The organism is Hydrogenophilus hirschii (assembly GCF_054656675.1).
In genome coordinates this window covers 479,440-499,656 of sequence record NZ_BAAHXQ010000001.1, presented here as the reverse complement: position 1 = coordinate 499,656, position 20,217 = coordinate 479,440, and the positions used below count along the sequence as shown (strand labels likewise).

The 20,217-nt window shown below is 59.8% G+C and carries 19 protein-coding genes and 1 tRNA gene; 2 read left to right on the top strand and 18 right to left on the bottom strand.

Annotated features, from left to right (window positions below):
• Nucleotides 1-5 precede the first annotated feature (5 nt).
• The 8 genes from gmhB to miaB form a co-directional block, all read right to left on the bottom strand.
• On the bottom strand, nucleotides 6-560 hold the full coding sequence (gene gmhB, locus ACYQ4Z_RS02510; protein WP_119334738.1) for a D-glycero-beta-D-manno-heptose 1,7-bisphosphate 7-phosphatase: 555 nt from the start codon (nucleotides 558-560) through the stop codon (nucleotides 6-8).
• On the bottom strand, nucleotides 557-2,650 hold the full coding sequence (gene glyS / locus ACYQ4Z_RS02505; protein ID WP_459859942.1) for a glycine--tRNA ligase subunit beta: 2,094 nt from the start codon (nucleotides 2,648-2,650) through the stop codon (nucleotides 557-559). Before glyS ends, gmhB begins: the two co-directional genes overlap by 4 nt.
• A complete protein-coding gene (gene glyQ, locus ACYQ4Z_RS02500) occupies nucleotides 2,640-3,551 on the bottom strand; it encodes a glycine--tRNA ligase subunit alpha (protein WP_459859940.1) in 912 nt (303 codons plus the stop codon). The genes glyS and glyQ overlap by 11 nt, the downstream gene beginning before the upstream one ends.
• A 38-nt stretch (nucleotides 3,552-3,589) precedes the next feature.
• Nucleotides 3,590-5,137 (bottom strand): apolipoprotein N-acyltransferase, encoded by a 1,548-nt coding sequence (lnt, locus tag ACYQ4Z_RS02495; RefSeq protein WP_119334735.1) that lies wholly within the window; start codon nucleotides 5,135-5,137, stop codon nucleotides 3,590-3,592.
• A gap of 30 nt (nucleotides 5,138-5,167) precedes the next feature.
• A complete protein-coding gene (locus ACYQ4Z_RS02490) occupies nucleotides 5,168-6,031 on the bottom strand; it encodes a CorC family transporter (protein ID WP_349497518.1) in 864 nt (287 codons plus the stop codon).
• A complete protein-coding gene (ybeY, locus tag ACYQ4Z_RS02485) occupies nucleotides 6,028-6,435 on the bottom strand; it encodes an rRNA maturation RNase YbeY (RefSeq protein ID WP_459860462.1) in 408 nt (135 codons plus the stop codon). Before ybeY ends, ACYQ4Z_RS02490 begins: the two co-directional genes overlap by 4 nt.
• Nucleotides 6,436-6,497: 62 nt before the next feature.
• A complete protein-coding gene (locus ACYQ4Z_RS02480; protein WP_233468077.1) occupies nucleotides 6,498-7,556 on the bottom strand; it encodes a PhoH family protein in 1,059 nt (352 codons plus the stop codon).
• The gene (gene miaB / locus ACYQ4Z_RS02475) at nucleotides 7,556-8,899 is read right to left on the bottom strand and encodes a tRNA (N6-isopentenyl adenosine(37)-C2)-methylthiotransferase MiaB (RefSeq protein WP_219972864.1); all 1,344 of its coding nucleotides are present in this window, start codon (nucleotides 8,897-8,899) and stop codon (nucleotides 7,556-7,558) included. The genes ACYQ4Z_RS02480 and miaB overlap by 1 nt, the downstream gene beginning before the upstream one ends.
• A gap of 84 nt (nucleotides 8,900-8,983) precedes the next feature.
• On the opposite strand from miaB, the gene ACYQ4Z_RS02470 reads away from it, so the two are divergent.
• Nucleotides 8,984-9,060 (top strand) — tRNA-Met (locus tag ACYQ4Z_RS02470).
• A 99-nt stretch (nucleotides 9,061-9,159) separates the two neighbouring features.
• Here the strand turns inward: ACYQ4Z_RS02470 and ACYQ4Z_RS02465 are convergent.
• Nucleotides 9,160-10,056 carry a radical SAM protein gene (locus ACYQ4Z_RS02465; RefSeq protein ID WP_219972863.1) on the bottom strand — a complete coding sequence of 299 codons (897 nt, stop codon included), beginning with the start codon at nucleotides 10,054-10,056 and terminating at the stop codon, nucleotides 9,160-9,162.
• A gap of 91 nt (nucleotides 10,057-10,147) precedes the next feature.
• On the opposite strand from ACYQ4Z_RS02465, the gene ACYQ4Z_RS02460 reads away from it, so the two are divergent.
• A complete protein-coding gene (locus tag ACYQ4Z_RS02460) occupies nucleotides 10,148-13,414 on the top strand; it encodes a mechanosensitive ion channel domain-containing protein (protein ID WP_459859937.1) in 3,267 nt (1,088 codons plus the stop codon).
• Between the two features lie 19 nt (nucleotides 13,415-13,433).
• On the opposite strand, the gene ACYQ4Z_RS02455 is transcribed toward ACYQ4Z_RS02460, so the two are convergent.
• From ACYQ4Z_RS02455 to rlmB, 9 genes are all read right to left on the bottom strand, one after another.
• A complete protein-coding gene (locus ACYQ4Z_RS02455; RefSeq protein ID WP_219972860.1) occupies nucleotides 13,434-14,126 on the bottom strand; it encodes a porin in 693 nt (230 codons plus the stop codon).
• 30 nt (nucleotides 14,127-14,156) lie between these two features.
• Nucleotides 14,157-14,552, bottom strand: a complete 396-nt coding sequence (locus ACYQ4Z_RS02450; RefSeq protein ID WP_219972858.1) for a DUF6746 family protein — start codon at nucleotides 14,550-14,552, stop codon at nucleotides 14,157-14,159.
• An 81-nt stretch (nucleotides 14,553-14,633) separates the two neighbouring features.
• Nucleotides 14,634-15,113, bottom strand: coding sequence for a bacterioferritin (gene bfr, locus ACYQ4Z_RS02445; protein WP_219972855.1), 480 nt, complete (start codon nucleotides 15,111-15,113; stop codon nucleotides 14,634-14,636).
• Between the two features lie 86 nt (nucleotides 15,114-15,199).
• Nucleotides 15,200-16,755 (bottom strand): IS3 family transposase gene (locus ACYQ4Z_RS02440; protein WP_088178290.1). Its coding sequence is split into 2 segments (ribosomal slippage): nucleotides 15,200-16,323 and nucleotides 16,323-16,755, totalling 1,557 coding nucleotides; the frame shifts between segments, so codons are not numbered across the junction.
• Nucleotides 16,756-16,783: 28 nt separating this feature from the next.
• On the bottom strand, nucleotides 16,784-17,056 hold the full coding sequence (locus tag ACYQ4Z_RS02435; RefSeq protein ID WP_459859935.1) for a (2Fe-2S)-binding protein: 273 nt from the start codon (nucleotides 17,054-17,056) through the stop codon (nucleotides 16,784-16,786).
• 10 nt (nucleotides 17,057-17,066) lie between these two features.
• A complete protein-coding gene (locus ACYQ4Z_RS02430; RefSeq protein ID WP_459859933.1) occupies nucleotides 17,067-18,308 on the bottom strand; it encodes a DUF2325 domain-containing protein in 1,242 nt (413 codons plus the stop codon).
• Nucleotides 18,309-18,327: 19 nt separating this feature from the next.
• Entirely contained in the window at nucleotides 18,328-19,188 is an 861-nt protein-coding gene (locus ACYQ4Z_RS02425; protein WP_459859932.1) for an EAL domain-containing protein, read from the bottom strand.
• Between the two features lie 17 nt (nucleotides 19,189-19,205).
• On the bottom strand, nucleotides 19,206-19,328 hold the full coding sequence (locus ACYQ4Z_RS02420; RefSeq protein WP_285615139.1) for a hypothetical protein: 123 nt from the start codon (nucleotides 19,326-19,328) through the stop codon (nucleotides 19,206-19,208).
• A 119-nt stretch (nucleotides 19,329-19,447) separates the two neighbouring features.
• Nucleotides 19,448-20,182 carry a 23S rRNA (guanosine(2251)-2'-O)-methyltransferase RlmB gene (gene rlmB, locus ACYQ4Z_RS02415; protein ID WP_459860460.1) on the bottom strand — a complete coding sequence of 245 codons (735 nt, stop codon included), beginning with the start codon at nucleotides 20,180-20,182 and terminating at the stop codon, nucleotides 19,448-19,450.
• Nucleotides 20,183-20,217 lie beyond the last annotated feature (35 nt).

Here is a 20,217-nt window from a genome sequence, read left to right as displayed (position 1 = left end):
TTCCTTTACCGCGACGATGCTTGGGCAATCAGCATTTTGGCGACAGCGAGCAGATCATCGACGACCTGGGTGCCGGGCGGCAGTTCGGACGCAGCTTCCCGTTCCGTTTCCGCGCCAAAGCCGGTGCGCACCAGCCAGGGTTGTGCCCCGATCGCCGCAGCCGCTCGGAGGTCACGCAGACGGTCCCCCACCACCGGCACCTTCGCCATATCGACACCAAAACGTTGCGCGATCGTGCGCAACATCCCCGGTTTGGGCTTCCGACAGGCACAGTCGGCGTCTGCTGCGTGCGGACAGAAGAAGATGGCGTGAATCCGCCCCCCTTCGGTCGCCGCCTGTTTGATCAACCGTTCATGGATCGCGTTCATCGTGTCGACCGTGATGAGGCCGCGGCCAATCACCGATTGATTGATCGCGAGCACCACTCGCCAGCCCCACTGGGTCAAAAGCGAAATCGCCTCGATCGCCCCAGGAAGCGGCACCCAGTCCTCTGGGCCGCGCAAGAAGGGTTTGCGCGGCTCGTTGATCACCCCATCCCGGTCGAGCACGATCACCTTCATGCCGCAAGCACCGAAAGATCTGCTACCTGATCGAGCGCCCGACGCAAACGGGCCAAGAGCGCCAGCCGATTCATCCGCAGCAACGGTTCGTCGGTAAGCACCATCACGGAATCGAAGAACGCATCGATCGGTTCAGCCAATGCGACCAGCGTGGTGAGTGCCGCGTCGAACGCTTCGTTGTCGATGTGTGACGCCAAGTAGGGTTCAACCCGCACGAGCGCTTCGAAGAGCGCTTTTTCGGCCGGTTCGGCAAAGAGCGCGACATCGACGTCGACGTGGGCAAGCTCCGCTTTCTTCAGCAGATTGACCACGCGCTTGCGCGCCGCCGCCAACCGCTGCGCCTCTGGGCGCTCGGCAAATGCTGTCAAAGCGGACAACCGCGCGGGTACCGTATCGATACGTTGTGGGGTGACCGCAAGCACCGCGTCGACCATGAGCGGTGCGTGGCCCCTTTCCCGCAACCAATGGCGCAAGCGCTCGTCGCAGAATGCGCGCATTTCCGCGACCACGTCGCGCTGCCCAGCCGCACGGCGCACTGCCTCCGGCTGCAGCTGGAACGCCGCGTCGAGAAGCGGATCGAACGGCAAAGGTACGGGGTGCTCGATCACCATGCGCAAGATCCCAAGTGCTGCGCGCCGCAACGCAAAGGGATCTTTTTCGCCCGTAGGGGTTTCACCCAACGCAAAGAGGCCGGCAAGGGCGTCGAGTTTGTCCGCGAGCGCGACGATCGTACCGGTCAGATGGCGCGGCAGCGCATCGCCAGCGAAACGCGGTTTGTAGTGATCTTCGATCGCTTCGGCTACTTCCTGGGGTTCGCCGTCGGCCAATGCGTAGTACCGCCCCATCACCCCTTGCAATTCGGGGAATTCGCCCACCATTTCGGTGACGAGGTCGCACTTGGCGAGCCGCGCCGCGCGTTGCGGCAAAACGGGATCGACGCCCAAACGATGGGCGATTTCGCCCGCCAGGGATTCGATACGTGCCACCCGCTCCGCCAGTGTCCCGATGCGGTTGTGATAGACGATCTCCGCAAGCCGAGGCAGGCGACGCTCCAACGTCGTTTTGCGGTCTTGTTCGAAGAAGAACTGCGCATCGGCCAAACGGGGGCGCACCACCCGTTCGTTACCGTGGATGATCGCGCTCGGGTCCGCGATCCGCATGTTCGAGACGATCAGGAAACGGTTCGTCAATCGATCTGCCGCATCGAAGAGCGGGAAATATTTCTGATTGGCCCGCATCGTGAGGATCAGGCATTCGGGCGGCACGGCCAGAAACACTTCAGGGAATGTGCCGAGATAAACCGCGGGGTATTCGACGAGTGCGGTCACTTCGTCCAAAAGATCCGGGTCGTCGCGCAGATGCGCCCCCGCCTTCTGTGCTGCTTCTGCCAACATCTTCGCGATCGCCTCGCGCCGTGCGGCAAAATCGGGGATCACCTTTCCTTCGGCCAACAAGGTGGGTTCGTACGCATCGGCGTGCGCGAGGGGGATCGCGCCGCGACTGAGGAAGCGGTGGCCCAGCGTTTCGCGACCGCTCTCCAGCCCCAGTACGGTTCCCGGAACCACTTGATCGCCCCACAACATCACCAGACGGTGTACGGGACGAACGAATGTCTCGTCTCCCGAACCCCAGCGCATCCGTTTCGGGATCGGGAGGGCATCGAGCGCAGCATGCACCCATTCGGCCAGTTGCGCAAACAGGTCTGCTCCCGGCACCGTCTCCCGCAAAAAGAGTTGTTCTTGTTTGCCGTCATGGGCACGAAAGAGCGGTGCCTCACCCGGGGTCAGACCTTTTGCGGCAAGCCGTTTGACGAGCGCAGTGGTGGGTTGCCCGTCGCTGTCGTACGCGACCGTGACGGGCATCAAGCGCACTTGCTGTTCGCGGTCCGCACCCTTTGCCGCAACCGCTTCCACCCAAACCGCAAGCCGCCGCGGCGAGGCGAACCACCGCCATGCCGCATCTTCAGTGACCAGATCCGCGGTGCGCAACCGTTCGACGACCCCACGGGCGAACATTTCGCCGAGTTTGGCGAGCGCCTTCGGCGGCAACTCCTCGGTGACCAGTTCGACGAGCAATGCGTTACGCTGCATGGGGCGTCTCCTTCGCAAGCAACGGGAATCCGAGCGCTTCGCGGCTCTGGTAATAGGCTTGTGCCACGGCACGCGCCAGCGCCCGAATCCGGCCGATATACCCCGCCCGTTCTGTGACGGAAATCGCCCCGCGGGCATCGAGCAAGTTGAACGTATGTGCGGCCTTGAGCACCATTTCGTATGCGGGCAAGGGAAGCGACGCTTCCATCAGCCGTTTCGCCTCTGCTTCGAAATGGTTGAAAAACTCGAAGAGCAGCGGCACATTAGCCGCTTCGAAATTGTAGCGGGACTGCTCCACCTCGTTCTGGTGAAAGACGTCGCCGTAGGTGATCCGCTGCCCATCCGGGGTCACCGACCAGAGGAGATCGTAGACGTTTTCCACACCCTGAAGGTACATCGCCAAACGCTCGATACCGTAGGTGATCTCGCCCAGGACCGGCTTGCAGTCCAGTCCGCCGACCTGCTGGAAGTAGGTGAATTGGGTCACCTCCATCCCGTCGAGCCAGACCTCCCAGCCCAAACCCCACGCCCCTAGGGTCGGGTTTTCCCAGTCGTCTTCGACGAAGCGCACATCGTGCTGCTTCAGGTCGATTCCAAGCGCTACCAGGCTCCTCAAGTAACGCTCTTGGATATCGAGCGGGCTGGGTTTGAGAACGACCTGAAACTGGTAATAGTGCTGCAACCGGTTCGGGTTTTCGCCATAGCGACCATCCTTGGGACGGCGCGAAGGCTGGACGTACGCCGCGTACCACGGCTCCGGCCCGATCGCGCGCAAGAAGGTCGCGGTGTGTGACGTTCCCGCGCCCACTTCCAAATCGTAGGGTTGCAGCAACACACACCCTTCCTTGGCCCAGAAGGTCTGCAGCCGCAGGATGATCTCTTGAAATGTCGGGACGTTCATCACGGTCTCGGTGCAATCCAGTACGTAATCTGGCAATTTTAGCACCGAACCCGGTTACGCCCGCGACGCGACAGCACAGCCCCCAAGAGCGCCAACGCCAAAAACACCACGCTCGCCTCTCCCCCCCAGCGCACGAACGGAGTCAAACCCTGTTGTGGGACGATCACCGCATCGAGCACCGCGTCGCGCCACGGCGCCGCGATCGCCACCGTACGTCCCTGTGCGTCGAATACGGCACTCACGCCCGCATTGACCGCTTGAATCCAGGGGCGTGCGGTTTCGAGCGCACGGGCGCGACCAATCTGTGCGTGCTGCCATTGGCCGTGGGTTTTTCCGTACCACGCAAAATTCGAGGCATTCACTAAGATCTGTGCCCCCCGGCGCACATCACGCACCACCCATCGGGCAAACGCGCTTTCGTAGCAAATGTTCGCCGCCCAGTGCGCCCGCTGCCAAGCCCCCAGCGACGGATTCGCAACACCCGGCACCTGGTCGGCGAACGGGATCGCCAGCCAGCGGACAAACCAGTGAAACCCTGGCGGGACGAATTCGCCAAAGGGTACCAGCTGCCGCTTGTCGTAGTGCCACCGACCGTCGAGCGTGGTCAGCGCATTGTGGATTCCCGTAGCGTCGCGGCGAAAGAGCCCGAGCAACAACGTTCTGTTCGACGCATCCGGTGCGTGCGCGTCGTTGCCTTGTGCGAACGCAGCCGCAAGCGCCGCTCGCCAGGTTTGCGGCAAGTCGCTTTCGAAAAGGGGCAACACCGTTTCCGGCGTGACGACCACCGCCCCCTTCGCCCGCGCAACCTTGCGGGTCAGTTCCGTGAAATGGGTCTGCCAGCGCCGCGTATCCCACTTTTCGTCTTGCGCCACTACCGTCTGGATCACACTCACGGTGACGGGTGGCGCAGCCGGTTCGCTCCATGCGATCTGCCCCAAACCCCACCCCGCTACACAAACCCCAAAGGTAATGCCCCAGGTCTGCAGCCGCCGGGGTGCGTTTCCCCAAGCAGCGGCGAGCGCAACCATCAGAAAGGTCACACCGAGCGCACCGACGATCGGAAACCAACCGTTGAAAAGCGCCAACGGTCCGGCGTCGTGCGCTGCGGCAAATCCCGGCATGAGCCAGGGGAATCCGGTCAGCAACCCGCCCCGCCCCCATTCGGCGAGTGTCCACAACGCGGCAGGAACGAGCGCGCGCACAGTCCCCAGACGACGCCACAACCAATGGGTAATACCGCCTGCGATTGCCCACCATAGCGCCAAATAGGCAGCTAGGAGCGCGACCGCAACCGCAGCAACGCCCCAAGGCAAACCGCCGTAACGCGCCAGCGCCACAGCGAGCCACGAAAGGCCGACGGTAAAATATCCGTGTGCGAAAAACCCACTTGCCGCAGCCGCGTCCCGGAGGTACGCGGCGCGTGCGAGTGTGCGGAAGAGCCACGCGAGCCCCACCATCAACAACGGCCACCAGCCAAACGGCGCAAACGAAAAGAGCGCAACGCCGCCCCCCACACTCCAGCACACCAGCCAAAGCACCCATGGGCGGTGCAAGAGCGCTGCGGGGATGGCGAACGAACGGTTCACGGAGTCACGCAAGGGGTTAGGGGATAGACGCTACGCATCTTGAGCAGATTCGGCTTCCGGTGCCTGAAGCTTGTGCACCCGTACCCAATAGACGCGGCGACCATCGGCGCGCACCACTTCGAAACGCCACCCGTTCAAGGTGATCGTCTCATGGATGTGGGGGAGACGGCCCAAGTGGTGGATCAGCAACCCTCCCACGGTATCGGCTTCTTCGGTTTCGTCGAACCGCGTGGCAAACGCCTCATCGAAGTCGGCCAACTCCAAGTCCGCACGAACTCGGAACGAGCCGTCCTGTTCCGCGACGATCGCATCCTCTTCTGCTTCGAAGTCGTATTCGTCGTCGATTTCGCCGACGATCTGCTCCAAAACGTCTTCGATGGTGACCAACCCTGCGACGCCGCCATATTCGTCGGCAACGATCGCCATGTGGTTACGACGAACGCGAAATTCGCGCAACAAAATATCCAGCCGCTTCGACTCCGGGACGAAAACCGCAGGCCGAAGGCTGTCGCGTAGGTCGAACGGCTCCCCCGCGTAATAGCGCAACAACTCTTTGGCCAGGAAAATCCCCAAGACGTCGTCTTTGTCTTCCCCAACCACAGGGAAGCGGGAATGGTTGGTCTCTACCACCAACCGCGTGATCGCTTCGATCGAAGCGTCGACGCGGATCACGTCCATTTGGCTGCGCGGCACCATCACGTCGCGCACGGTCAGGTTGGAGAGCGCAAGCGCCCCCTCGATGATCGCAAGCGCTTCGGCGTCGAGCAGATTGCGCTCGCAGGCGGAGCGCAACAATTCCAGCAATTCTTCTCGGGTTTCAGGTTCGGAGGAAAACAAGTGCGTGAGACGGGCCCAAAGGCCCTTGGTAGACGAAGGTTCAGTCGGGTCACTCATACCGATGATTTCACGTCGCGATAGGGATCGGGAAACCCCAAAAGGGCAAGGACGCGGCGCTCCAGCGCTTCCATCGCTTCGGCCTCCTCGTCCGTTTCGTGGTCGAATCCTTGTAAGTGCAGCATACCATGAACGACCAGATGGGCACAATGGGCGTCCACGGTTTTTCCCTGGGACACTGCTTCGCGATGAAGTACCGGCGCGCACAACACCAAATCACCGTGCGCGATGGTCATCCCCAGCGCTTCGTCAGGAACGGGATCGTAGGGAAACGACAACACGTTGGTCGCATAGTCCTTGTGACGGTACGCAGCGTTCAACGCCCGCCCTTCTGCTTCGTCGACGAACCGCACCGTGACCCGCATCGTACCCGATAGGAGCGCTGCGCGCGCCCAGCGCAACACCGAAGCCCGGGGCGGCACCGGCCATTCGGTTGCGCGCTGGTAGGAAAGATAAAGGCGCTTTCTCACCGCGTCACCCCAAGCGCTTCGCTCTGCCGTGCCGCGTCGAACGCTTCGTACGCATCGACGATGCGCGCCACCAGCGGATGGCGCACCACATCTTCGCGCACGAACCGCTGAAACGCCAAACCGCGCACGTTGGCCAACACTTCGACTGCCTCAGCAAGCCCACTTTTGGCCCCACGCGGCAAATCGACCTGCGTGAGGTCGCCAGTCACCACCGCTTTCGACCCGATACCGATGCGAGTCAGAAACATCTTCATCTGTTCCGGCGTAGTGTTCTGCGCTTCGTCCAGAATGACAAAGGCATGATTGAGCGTGCGCCCCCGCATGAACGCCAGCGGCGCGATCTCGATCGCACCCCGTTCAAAGAGCTTCGCAACGCGTTCCGATCCCATGAGATCGTAGAGCGCATCGTAAAGCGGCCGCAGGTAGGGATCCACCTTTTGGGTCAAATCACCGGGCAAAAAACCCAACCGCTCCCCAGCCTCCACTGCAGGCCGCGTCAAAATGATCCGTTCGACCTGTTCGCGTTCGAACGCATCCACCGCGCATGCCACCGCCAGGAAGGTTTTGCCGGTACCCGCGGGCCCAATGCCAAAGGTGATGTCGTGCGTACGTATCGCCTCGATATATGCCGCTTGACGTGGCGTGCGCGCGATGACGCGCCCTTTGCGGCTACGCAGTACGGGGGCTTCGCCCGTCCGTTCCGGAGGAAAATCCGTTGGGGGCTCCACCGATTCGGCGCGTGGCGCCGCTTGCGTCCGGCGCGTTGGCGCACTTTGGGGTTCCGCTTCATCCGGCCAGTTGAGCGTCTCGACGTAAGCCAGTTGCACGTCGTCCAAAGTCAATGCTTTTCCGGCACGTTGCCACAGCCGTTCGAGCGCCGTACGGACGAGCCGTACCGTCTCGGCATTGCCCTGAACGCGAAAGTCGTGACTGCGGCGCAGGATGACCACGTCGAACGCCGTCTCCAATTGACGGAGGTTGGCATCGAGCGTTCCACAGAGATTCGAGAGTCGGACGTTGTCCTCTGGCTGCGCCTGCCAATGGAGCTCGACCATCACGCAACCGACTCCCGCACCAACACTTCACCCCGCAAGCTGTGGGGTAGCGCCTGCGTGATCCGGACATCGACAAACTGCCCGATGAGACGAGCCGGCGCAGGGAAATTGACCACACGGTTGTTGTCGGTCCGCCCAGAAAGTTCGTTCGGATCCTTCTTCGATGGCCCTTCGACGAGCACCCGCTGCACGGTTCCTACCATCGCTTCACTGTAGGCGCGGGCCTGTGCGTCGATTTTCGCTTGCAATTCACGCAACCACCCTTGTTTGACTTCGAGCGGAACGGGATCGGGCATTTCCGCCGCTGGCGTACCGGGCCGAGGACTGAAGACGAAGCTGAACGAAGTGTCGAACGCCAACTCCTCGACGATCGCGAGCGTCTTGCGAAACTCCGCCTCGGTTTCACCAGGGAAACCGACGATGAAATCGGACGAAAGGGAAAGGTCGGGCCGCACAGCACGGAGTTTGCGCACGATCGACTTGTATTCGAGAACGGTATAGCCGCGCTTCATCGCCGCGAGCACACGGTCCGAACCGGCTTGAAGCGGCAAATGCAAGTGGCTGACCAGTTTGGGAATCCGTTCATACGCTGCAATCAAACGGGGAGACATTTCCCGAGGGTGTGACGTGGTATAGCGAATCCGTTCGATACCCGGAATCTCCGCAACGCACTCGAGCAGAAACGCAAAATCGGCGATCTCGCGGCTTCCGGCTGCGATCGGCGCGTGCCAGGCATTGACGTTTTGCCCCAAGAGCGTCACCTCTTTCACCCCTTGTTCGGCAAGGGTCGCCACTTCGGCCAGGATCTCCTCGAGCGGTCGGTAAAACTCGTCCCCCCGGGTATAGGGCACGATGCAATAGGTGCAATACTTCGAGCACCCTTCCATGATCGAAACGAACGCCGTTGGGCCGTGCCGCTTGGCCTCGGGAAGCGCGTCGAACTTTTCCTGTTCGGGAAACGAAACATCGACCTGCGGCTTCCCTTCCTGTTGGCGGCGCGCGATCAGTTCAGGCAAGCGGTGGAGCGTCTGAGGGCCAAAGACCAGATCGACGAATGGGGCACGGGCGATGATCGCCTCTCCCTCCTGGCTGGCGACGCAACCGCCTACCCCGATGAGCAACCCCGGCTTCTGTTTTTTCAGGGCTTTGACGCGCCCCAACTCATGAAAAACTTTCTCCTGCGCCTTCTCGCGTACCGAGCACGTATTGAACAAAATCAGATCGGCTTGCGCGGGATCATCCGTGACCTCCGCACCGAACTGGGCTCGCATCAGTTCGAGCATCTTTTCGGTGTCGTATTCGTTCATCTGGCAACCGAAGGTTCGGATAAAGACGCTTTTCATGAGTGGTGACGCTCCAAGGGTTGACAACAACTGCAAGAACCCGCTATATTATCAGACTCTCGGATGCGCCGCATCCCCTACGGTGGTGAGGTAGCTCAGGCGGTTAGAGCGACGGATTCATAACCCGTAGGTCGAGGGTTCGATTCCCTCCCTCACCACCATTTCCTCGTGCATTTTTCTTTTCACCCACCGTCACCGGATTTTGGCAAGTTACCTGAGGATACGGGTCCGTCGCCCGGTGCCGCTGCTTCGCTTTTCGATCACAGCCCTCTTGCCCACGCTGGCCGCAGCGGCGCATGCGCGGGATCTCTGATCGCCGCTTCGACCTGTTGCAGCAATTTCGCTTTGTCCTTGTTGAGTGTTCCCTTGAGCACGAGCCAATTCGACGCGTGGTCGGAACGAAAGATCGTCTGCTTGAGCTCGAGTTGCTGTAAGAGCGCCCGCATCTCTTTGAGCAAACCCACCAGATCCTGCGCTTCCCAATCGGGCCATGCCGCCAAAAACCGGTCCTTACCCAGCGGGAACGAGACGACCAGCGTCGCAAGATATTCCGGCTGCGTCCGGTTCGCTAGCGCCGCGCTTGCCGCGATATGCTGCGCCCAAAGTTGCTTGCCACCCAGCCCTAAAAGAAACATCACCGAGCGACGTATGCCGGCTTCGGCAAGCTTGAGCAGCGCATCTTCGGTAGTCGCGAAGGTTTCTCCTTTCTGGACCCGTTTCAACACCGTATCGTCACCCGATTCGGCCCCGACATAGACGAGCGTCAATTTTCGTTCCGCCAGTAATTTGAGCTCGGCAACCGATTTCTTGCGCAGATTGCGGGGCAGACAATAGCTGGAGACGCGCTGCAGATTAGGGAACGCGGCGTTCAGCGCTTCTAGGATCGCCACCAACCGCCGCGTGGGCAGCACCATCGCATCACCATCGGCCAAGAAGACGCGGCGAACGTACGGCCCGACCGTCTCGCCACAACGGCGAATCGTTTCCAATACCTCATCCTCGCTGCGCGCCCGGAACTTCTTCTGTGGCGCCGTGTACATCTCACAAAAAGTGCACCGATTCCACGAGCAGCCATCGGTCACGGGCAGGATCAACGAATTCGCTTCTGACGGCGGACGGAAAACGGGTTCGACGTAACGAATCGGAAGCTCGATCATGGTATTCCCCTCAGCGAACCACCTCTCTGGCAAAATTGTGGCGCTCGTGTTATCCTATTTTAAGACATCATTGGAACACCAGCGAGATAGTATGCGCGCCAACTGGCATCACCCCGTAATGCTTCTGTTTACCTTGGTCTTGGTGCTGGGCAATTTGACGCCGTCACTGGCCGCAGAAAACGGCACGCCGCAACCAGCGCCATCGACCACAGGGGAAGAGAGCGACCCCATCTCGCTCATCGACCGCGCCTTGCAAAGCGACGCAGCTTCCGGCCGAGCGAAAGAGCTTCTCCTGAAACTGCGGGACCGCGCCGTCGCGCTGCAAAAACTGGAAGCCGATCTACACCTGAGGCAACAGATCGCCGAGCAAAGTATTGCTGCTTCACGCGAACAATGGGCCACGCTGCGTCACACCAGCACGCCTAACCTGACGCAACAATACCGCGAAGTGGTTCAAAAGCAACCTGAAGCCGCCGCAGAGTGGTTACAACGCACAGAAGAGAGGTGGCTCAACGAGAAATCGCGTTGGGAAAACGAGATAGCGGCGCTTGAGCGACAGACCAACGATCCGCCCGCAGAACTCACCCGCCCAATCGACCCGCCGCCGGGAACCGCGCAAGCGGTGCAAACCATTGCCCAGCTGCTCCAATTGCGTTGGGAAAAAGCGCAACAGTTGTGGCAGACGGTTCAAAAGTTGGAAACCCAAGCCCGATCCCTGCGGCTTCAGATCGTTGAGAAACAGCTTGAAATCGCCACAGCCGCGCTTGCCGAAATCGAACGTTTGCGGCCCAAATCGAGCGAAGCGCAAGCTCGCTGGCAAAACGATCCCCTCTGGCAACAGATTGCCGAGCGCAACGACGCTCTGAAAGCAATCCTGACACAGATCAACCAAAAAATCGACGCGCTCAAACAGTCTCAAGAGCAAACGCAAAAAAAACTGGAAGCATTCCAGCAGCAACTGAAGCGATTGGAAACCCGCGCCAAAACACACGGTTTGACACCGCTTCTGGGTTTTCAACTGATCGAACTGCGCAATGCGCTCACCGAGTGGCGCAATGAATTGGCACAGATGGCCCGCACGGCGAACGACGCCCTCAACGAATGGCAGCAGATCGAGATCGAACTGGTACAGGCGCAGCAACGCCATACCACTTTTGCGCAAGCGGTCGAAGCGCGCATTGCGCAGTTGCCGCCAGAAGAGCAAAACGCTGCGCGACAAGCTTTTCAGCGTCTCCTTGAGGCACGGCAGGCGACGCTGGCACGGATTGCGGCGTTGCGCAACACCATCACCCAAACGGCTTCCGACCTGGAAGCGACCACAGCCGCGGCAGATCGCTTCAGCCAAGAGGCACTCGCCACCCTTCAAGGGTTTCTCTTGTGGGCGAAATCGGCCCTTCCGTGGTGGTCGGTAGCCCAAAATGAACTGGGTGCGATCGTCACGCTCACGCTGCCGCTTCTCAAAGAACTCCCTAAGCTGGCCTCCTCGTGGCAGGACGGATTATTCGCCGCAGCGATCCCTTTCGTCCTGTGGTTGGTCTGGTGGTTTTCTCTGCGCTCGTTGAAGCGACAATGCACCCAGATCCTACCCAAAACGTTCCCCAGAAACGCCTCCGGAAGCCGCGCCACGGTTGCGTTGCTGCTGCTCTCCGCGCTCCAAGCGGCAGGCTTTCCGCTCTTTCTTCTCTTCCTAGCGCAACTGGTGCGCCACGCTCCGGGGACTGCCCTTCCCGCGTTGGGCGAAGCGCTCGCCCAAACCGCGTTCCTCTGGTGGAATTTGCACTTTTGGCGCATCGTGCTCACCGACCACGGAGGGCTACTGCAATACCGCTATCTCGTTCCAGAAACCAGCGCATTACGGATTCGGCGCAGCCTTCTTCTGTTTGTCTGGATTACCGCGCTCATCGCAACGCTCGTCACTTATCTGTATGCGCTCCCCCCGCATGAGGAATCGGGCACGCCGTTACGAACGGCACTTTTGATGGGAGCCCTGTGGTTGACGCTCTTTTTCGCCTGGTTTTTCCACCCCACGAAACGCGCCGACCTCTTTCCCCGGCTCCGCCCGCTCAGCCGACGGATGCTGTGGCTCGTCCTTTTGCTGCCGCCCTTGGCGGGCACCGTACTGCTGGTGATCGGTTATCTCTATACCGCAGAGGCCGTCCTCATCGCGTACTGGCGTTCGCTCTGGGCACTTTTGAGCGTTGCGCTGGGTTACGACCTCATGCGCGCGATCCTCGATGATCGGTGGCGCACCATTGCGCAGCGCAAAATGCGCGAAGCCCGGGCGGACGCTACGGAAGCGCTCTCGGACCAAGAGCAGCAAAAACGCCTGGCGGAGACGAACCGCGAAATCGAAAGCGGTAGTCGTCAATTGCAACGGATCGTGCGCTGGAGCGCTTGGCTCACACTGGGTGCGCTGCTCCTTTGGTTCTGGGCGCCGCTGTTACCGGCATTGACGCAGCTCGATGAGTGGGTGTTGTGGCGTTATCAAGAAGTGAGTGGCAACGAGACGTTGACCCTCACCGTAACGGTTGCCGATTTGCTCTTTACCTTGGTGGCACTCTTCGTCTTGACGCTACTCACCCGCAACGCACCCACTTTGCTCGAGTTGTTGCTCGCGCAAACCCGTCGACTCGACGATGGCGCCAAATATGCAATCGTCACGCTCTTTCGCTACCTGCTCATCACGGTGGGCGTGGTTTGGATTTTGAGTCAGCTTGGCATGCCCTGGTCAAAACTTCAATGGCTGGTTGCCGCGTTGTCGGTCGGTCTGGGGTTCGGTTTGCAAGAGATCGTCGCCAATTTCGTCTCTGGATTGATCATCCTTTTCGAACGCCCCATCCGAGTCGGGGACATCGTCACGGTCCAAGGGATCAGCGGCAAAATAAAACGGATGACGATCCGTGCTACCGTGATCGAAACGTGGGACAAACAGGAAGTGCTCATTCCCAACAAGACGATCATCACCGGGAACGTCACCAACTGGACGCTTTCTGACCTGCAATCGCGCATCGTCATTCCGGTTGGGGTTGCGTACGGTAGCGATCTCGACAAGGTGCGTCGCGTCCTGCTCGACGTCGCGCACGCGCACCCGAACATCCTCAAAGATCCGGAACCCAGCGTCGCGTTCATCCAATACGGCGCGAGCAGCATCGACTTCGAACTGCGCTGTTTCGTCGCGGATATCGGCGTTCGGGTGCAGACGCACACCGAGCTGGCGCTGGCGATCGACAAAGCGTTTCGCGAAAACGGAATCGAAATTCCGTTCCCGCAACGCGATCTTCACTTACGTTCCGTGGCTCCAGAAGCGCTTGCGGCGCTGCGGGGAATTCCCTCATCCCCCACCGCGCCGTCTTCTTGATGACAGCTTTTGGCTGCGCTTAGAATTCCCATGCCCAGCTGAGCGCGACCGCCGTTTCGCGGTCGCGCCCAGTGGTACGATCGACCATTACACCGACCTTCATCCCTTCGGCAACGGTCCAGCGCACTCCTACGCCACGCGTCGGGCTGCTTCCTTCCTCACCATAATATTGCGCGAGCAGCGCCACGGTGTCAGAAAGCTCGTATTCGTACCCCAGCCCCCAAAGTGCGGTATTCTCGTCGCTTTGCGTATCCCGCGCCACACCGGCGTTAAGATGGAGGACGTGGGCGTTGGCACGGTACGTTGCCAACCCCAAGGCACTCATCGTTTGATAGGTATCCTTTTCGTCCGTTGCGGGCGACCGCCACTGCCGATGTCCCAGATCGAAGAGCGCGCCAACCGACCAGCCCGCGTCGGTTTGGACAGGCACCCATTTCACGGAAAGTGAGCCACCGCGATCTCGTTCGCGCGATTGGTGGTCCTTCTCTCGATCCCACGCGACACCAATCTCCCAATGTTCTGCTGGCGAAAAACCCGCCGCAACCTCCCACGCGCGCACGTCGCCCGCTTTGCTCCACCCCGCTTCGGCCTTTTTCCCACCGGCATCCATCGTGCCAGCATCGTCAACGCTCATCGGGGCTTCTGCAAACGCCAATCCAGTGGCCATCAAACCGGCTGCTGCGACAACCTGCCGCCAACGAGAACCGTACATTTCACACTCCTTACAGTCAAAATTTATTCTTTATTCTTTACAACCCTGAACGCGTGAGACCGCGTCGAGGAAAACCTGACCGTGTTGCCGTGTTTTTTCGGCATTGCCCGACTCACTGTTGAGGTGCATCTCTTCCAGATCGTTCGCGATCTGCTCCCACTCGGAGCGCAAGCGATGAACAGCAACCTCCAATGAGTAGGAAAGCATGTGGATCTCATGGAGATCCATCGGGGTCAACGTCTCCTTCTCAAGATAGCGTTTCAGCTCAGCCCCGTCTTGGCGCAAGATTTCCCACGCTGCTGAGGCCGTAGCCGGGATCGACACTTCACGGTGCGCCGTGCGCCCTTGCGGCTCAGCCGCTGTAAGCGCAAAACTGCCCAAAGCCAAACTCACGCCAAGTACCGCAGCGAAAACGCGGTTTTTCATTGTTAACTCCTTTTTAACATCACAGATCTAACACATAACGATAACGATTGTCAAAATCAATAATTTATGCAAATAAAAAAATTAGGAATCAACCTTTCCCATCGCACTTTGCAGGTAGTTCTGCAGCCCGAGCGATTCGATCAATTCCAACTGGGTATCCGCCCAATCATAATGTTCTTCCGAATCATCGAGCAGATCACTCAGCAGATCACGCGAAACGAAATCACGCACCGACTCACAGTAAGCGATTGCACCGCGCAATTGTGCTATCGCAGCTTCTTCTAACGCCCGATCTGCTTTGAGACACTCCGGCACGTTCTCCCCGATCCTCAGCCGCCCCAGATCTTGCAAATTGGGCAACCCTTCCAAAAAGAGGATACGTTGAATCAAACGATCCGCGTGTTTCATCTCTTCAATGGACTCGCGATACTCTACCTCTGCGAGCGCATGATAGCCCCAGTTCTGATACATCCGCGCATGAAGAAAATACTGATTGACCGCCGTCAATTCGTTCTTCAACGCGTCATTGAGAAGCTGGAGTACTTTCGGATCACCTTTCATAAATCCATTCCTTGTGCGATTTCACTTCATTTAGTGTAGCACAACCACCGGAACAAGTCAAGATAGTTGTCGCCTGATTCATGCAATCACCTGCCTTCTATTTCAGCTTGGGTAGAGTCCCGAACGACGCTGTCCCGTTCCGGGTTGAGCGTGACGGCCCCGATCGGTGTCCAGTCCCGTGTCTGCCCGGACCAGCGCGCCGGGTGACGTTCGCGGGCTTGAAGATAGGTCTGGTGCCGTGCCGCCAGGATCGCATGGTCTTCCCCGGCATGCCGTTGGGCGGGGGTGACGTAGCGCAGGCCGCTGTGGCGGTGCTCGACGTTGTACCAGTGCACGAAGTGCTGTCCCCACTGGCGGGCTTCGTCCAGGCTGGCAAAGCCGCGCGCCGGGAATTCGGGGCGGTACTTCGCCGTTTTGAAGAGCGATTCGACGAAGGCGTTGTCGTCGGACACCCTGGGGCGAGAGTATGAGGGCTTGATCCCCAGCCAGTGCAGCATCGCCAACACCGTGGTGGCCTTGAGCGTGCTGCCGTTGTCGCCGTGCAGCACGGGTTTTTCCGGCAGGGCGTGGAGGCCTTCGGCCAACGCGGTGCGCTTGAGCAGGCTCACCGCGTGTTCTGCCTCATCGGTGGCATGAATCTCCCAGCCGACGATCTTGCGGCTGTACAGATCCATGATCAGATACAGGTAGAACCACTGCCCCTTCACGTGGGTGGGCAGGTAGGTCATGTCCCAGCACCACACTTGTCCGGGGGCGCTGGCTACGTGCGTCGTCGGCGCTCGCGTGCGCTGCGGCGCACGGCTGCGCCCACGGTGACGGGTTTGTCCGTGGGCACGCAGCACGCGCTGAAAGCTCGATTCGCTGGCAAGATAGACGCCCTCGTCGGCCAGCGTGGGGACGATGCGCGCCGGGGGTTGGTCGGCGAAACGGGGCTCGTTGGCCAACGCCTGGATCCTCGCCCGTTCTTCGTCGCTGAGCGCATGCGCCGGCTGCGCACGCTTTGCCAGGGGCCTGCGGTCCCCCTGGCGCAGTCCTTCCTGCGCTTTCCAGCGCTGCAGGGTGCGCAGCGTCATGCCTGCGACCTCGCAGGCCGGGCGTAGGCGCGCGCCGGCTGCGTGTGCCTCATCGATGTGTCGGACCAGTGTTTGGCGATCTTCCAGGCCGATCATGCGTCCTCGTCCTTGGGGAAGATCGCTTCGAGCTTTTTTGATAGCACCAGCAACGCTGCCGCTTCGGCCAGCGCCTTTTCCTTGCGGCGCAGGTCGCGCTCGAGTTCCTTGATGCGACCCCGCTCGGCCTTCTTCTCCCGCAGAGCCTGCCGTGCGACTTCCTCGGGCTCATCGAGCGCCTGCAGGGCGGCGGTGCGCCATTGCTCGAGCGTCTGGGGATACACGCCATGCTCGCGGCACCAGGCCCCTTTGCTCGCCTCGTCCATCGCGGCGGTCGAGAGCACCGCTTCGAATCGGGCCCCCGCACTCCAGCCCCGCTCGCCAACGGGCTGGGAGAGCGCCTCGGCTCGCCAGCGCGCTAGCGTCGCAGCTGAAATGCTCAGCTCTCGCGCCAGCGTCTGCACCGCGACACTTTCTGGCGGCAACAGCCGTGCAACCGCCCTGTCCTTGAAGGACTGTCCGTATCTGGCCACTTCGTTCTTCCTTTGTCGCCCTCTGGTTTCAGGATCTATCGAGACGACAACTATTCTGACACAGAGGGCCACATCCTTTCTGCAAGAATCGATCATCGATCGCTTTTTCGCGATCACCAATCGTAATCTCCTTTATTCCCTTAGTTTCTTCACGGACAATTTCGCGGAGCGCACAAACGCAACGCCCACACCTCGTTCCAATACCGAGCTTGGTGCACAAATCGCTCATGCGCACCACGCCCTTCGATACCGCTTCGCGTACCTCACGCTCTTTCACTGCGAAACAGATGCAAGCGTACACCGCAATCTCCTCAGTTCGTCAGTCTTTTGACCGCAGGCAACCCCTGGGATGCAAGCTCAACTTCCCCCTGCATCAAGGACTGGATCGCAACGGCGAACCCTCCCATACTGGCATTTCGGATCAACAAGCATGGCTTTCCCGATTGTTTGCAGAAATGCTTGACACGGTAGTAAGCTTGGTGAGATACCGCTCCAACCGTAACGACGACGGCATCGACGCCCTTGAGCTGCTCTGGTAAGCGCTGGAGCGCGTCTTCCAATCCGCCGTCGTGAAAACGCACTTCCAGCCCGAAACGTTTCGCAAAATCGCGAAGATGTGGCGCCAAATTCGTACGTCCGCCAACGCACAAAACGCATCGGTACCGATATTGGCATGCGTCACATTCCGTCTCGTTCGCGCAATACGCCGTCGACACCGATTCGACTTGTTGCGACACCCACAGCTGTTCAAGCGCCGCGTGTTCCCTGCGTATCGCCTCCAACTCTTCGCGCCAAAAATCTCGATCACGCAATGCCGCTACCAGTTCGGACTCCAGGGTCTCGACACGAGCTTTGAGCGATTCGATTCGCGCCAGCGCCTTACCACCTTCTTCTGCCGCGTCACGAAGCATTTCACATTCGGCACGCCACTTTTGCACCAACCGTTCTCGTGCTTCTTCTGCGCGGTCGACCTGTGCCTTGAGATTCAGCATGGCTTGAGTCCGCTCGCCCAGCTGTTGGGAAAGATCATGGACACGCGCCTGCAGTTTTTGGTTTTCTTGCACAAGACGGGTCCGTTCCTCCTCGAGCCATTTGAGTCTGCGCACATCTGCAGCCAGGCCAGCGCCGATTTGATGAGAAAGCATATGAAGGTCTTCGTAACAGCTATGAGCCAATTCTGACGTCACCAATGGGTGCGTCACGACGGCCCAAAAGGCGCCCGCCACTTCTCCGCGCGCAAACGATTCGGTCCAGTACGTGCGCAATGCTTCGTCATCTTTGATTTGCGCAACCTGAGTCAGCGCAACACGCCACTTCTCGTCCAGCCGCCGATGCAATCGTTCACTGACCTCGTTACGCGTCTTCGCAAGACCAACCGCCGTCACATGCACTTCGAATGCACGCGCTTTGCCACTGACGTAGTCAAAACGCTTCAACAGCTTTGCCACCTCGGCCACGGTCAGGCAGGAACCAATCACGGGACAAAGGAGCTTTTCCTCCAACTCCCAGAGCCGCTTGCGCCCTTTTCGTATCCCGACCATGACGCTGCTCATCGGCAGGGACGCAGTGGGTCTATCCACCTATCACCTCCTCATCACGTACCGCACACGTCATCTGACAGCCCGTGCACGCGCGGCGCTCACGCCACAACCGTCGCCAAAGCTGTGTCGTTCCTTGTTTTCGAACGATACGGTCTGCGAAATAGAACCCTTGGACACAATCGAAACCGAGCGCCGCCGCAAACGCAAGGTCTTCCGCTCGCTCGACACCTTCCAATACCAATGTAGCCCCACTCTCTTTTGCCGCAGCGAAAAGATGTTCGAAAAAAGGGTTGCGTTTGCTCCCCTCCTTCAGAAAGGCGCGATCGAATTTGAGAAATGCCGCGTATTGGTAGAGCGATCGCAATGCGATGCCGTGCGTTGGGGTCAAATCGTCAATGGCAACCGCAATGCCCCGTTCAGCCAACCGTTCGGCAAGGGTTCCGGATATGGTTGCAGCATGAAGATGACAACTTTCCTCGATTTCGACGACCAACCGCTCGCGTGACGCAGCAAACAATTCGAGATAGGGATCCACCCAGTTGCCGCATTGACCTTGATGCCACGCGTCGGGCTCCAAATTGAGAAACAAAAGCCCTTTCTTAGGTGCCAGAGCCAACTGAATCGCCTTGCACTTCCATTCGGCGTAGTGAAGCAGCATCGGATTGCAATGTAGCGCCGCAAAAAGCTGATCTGGCGGAATTGCCCGACCCCATGCCGAAAAACGCGCCAAAGCTTCGTACCCAATGATTGCGCCATCTTCCAAACGGACAATGGGCTGATATTCGACCGCAGGTACTCCTTCGATCACCGCAGCAAAAAGAACCTCAGGTGCAAAATGGGGTTCAAGCGACGCTGCGGTTTGCACCATCCGCTCCGTAATCGCTCTTTTCACGCACCCGCTCTCGGCCATTAGCGCCCCCAGTAGAGCCAATCCAAAACAGACAGCGTTACCGCAACCACCGCTGAGATAAGGGTGAGCCATTGCGAAACCCGTTCGGCACCCGTCCGTGCTTGATTTGCCACTGCGCTCATTCCCTCATGCTTGTTTCAAGAACATTATAGATAATGAGAATCATTATTGTCAATAGTAAAAAAGAAGGCCGTCACGCGACGGCCTTGGAATGACGCAGCGCAAAGGAGGACGCGACGCCTTAAACCCTGTCGAAGCGGCGGCGCACGACTTCGTAGAGGGCAACCCCTGCGGCAACGGAAACGTTAAGACTTTCGACGACACCAAGCATCGGCAGCCGCGCTAAGAAATCGCAATGCGCGCGTGTGAGCGGTCGCAGCCCCTCGCCTTCGGCACCCATTACGAGCGCCAAGGGACCGGAAAGATCGCAGGTTGCGAGCCACCGGTCACCCTCGCCCGCCAATCCGACGACCCAAACGCCCGAGGCTTTGAGCTGCTCGAGCGCTCGCGCCAGATTGGTCACGAAAACGACCGGCACGGTTTCGGCAGCGCCGCTCGCGACTTTGCGCACCACAGGTGTGATCCCCACCGAACGATCTTTGGGAACGATCACCGCGCGCACGCCCGTCGCGTCGGCGGTGCGCAGGCAGGCCCCCAGGTTGTGCGGGTCGGTCACACCATCGAGCACCAGGTAGAGCGGCGGCGTCAGCAGCTGGCGCGCCGCCGGATTGGGGTACTCCATGCTGTTGGGCAGCACCGCTTCGAGCGTGACCGTCCGAGCATCTGGGTTGAGGGTTGCCACCACGCCTTGATGGCGGCCGTGTCCGATCCACTTCGTCAGAAACGACCGCTCGACCCACACCACCGGGACAGAAGCCGCCTCGGCTTTCTGGATCAGGCCTTGCACACGCGCATCGCTTTTGCGCTCCACTGCCACATGGAGTTGCACGATGCGTTGCGGCGCGACACGCAGCATCGTCGTCACGCTGTGCCAGCCGTACACCAGCGCAG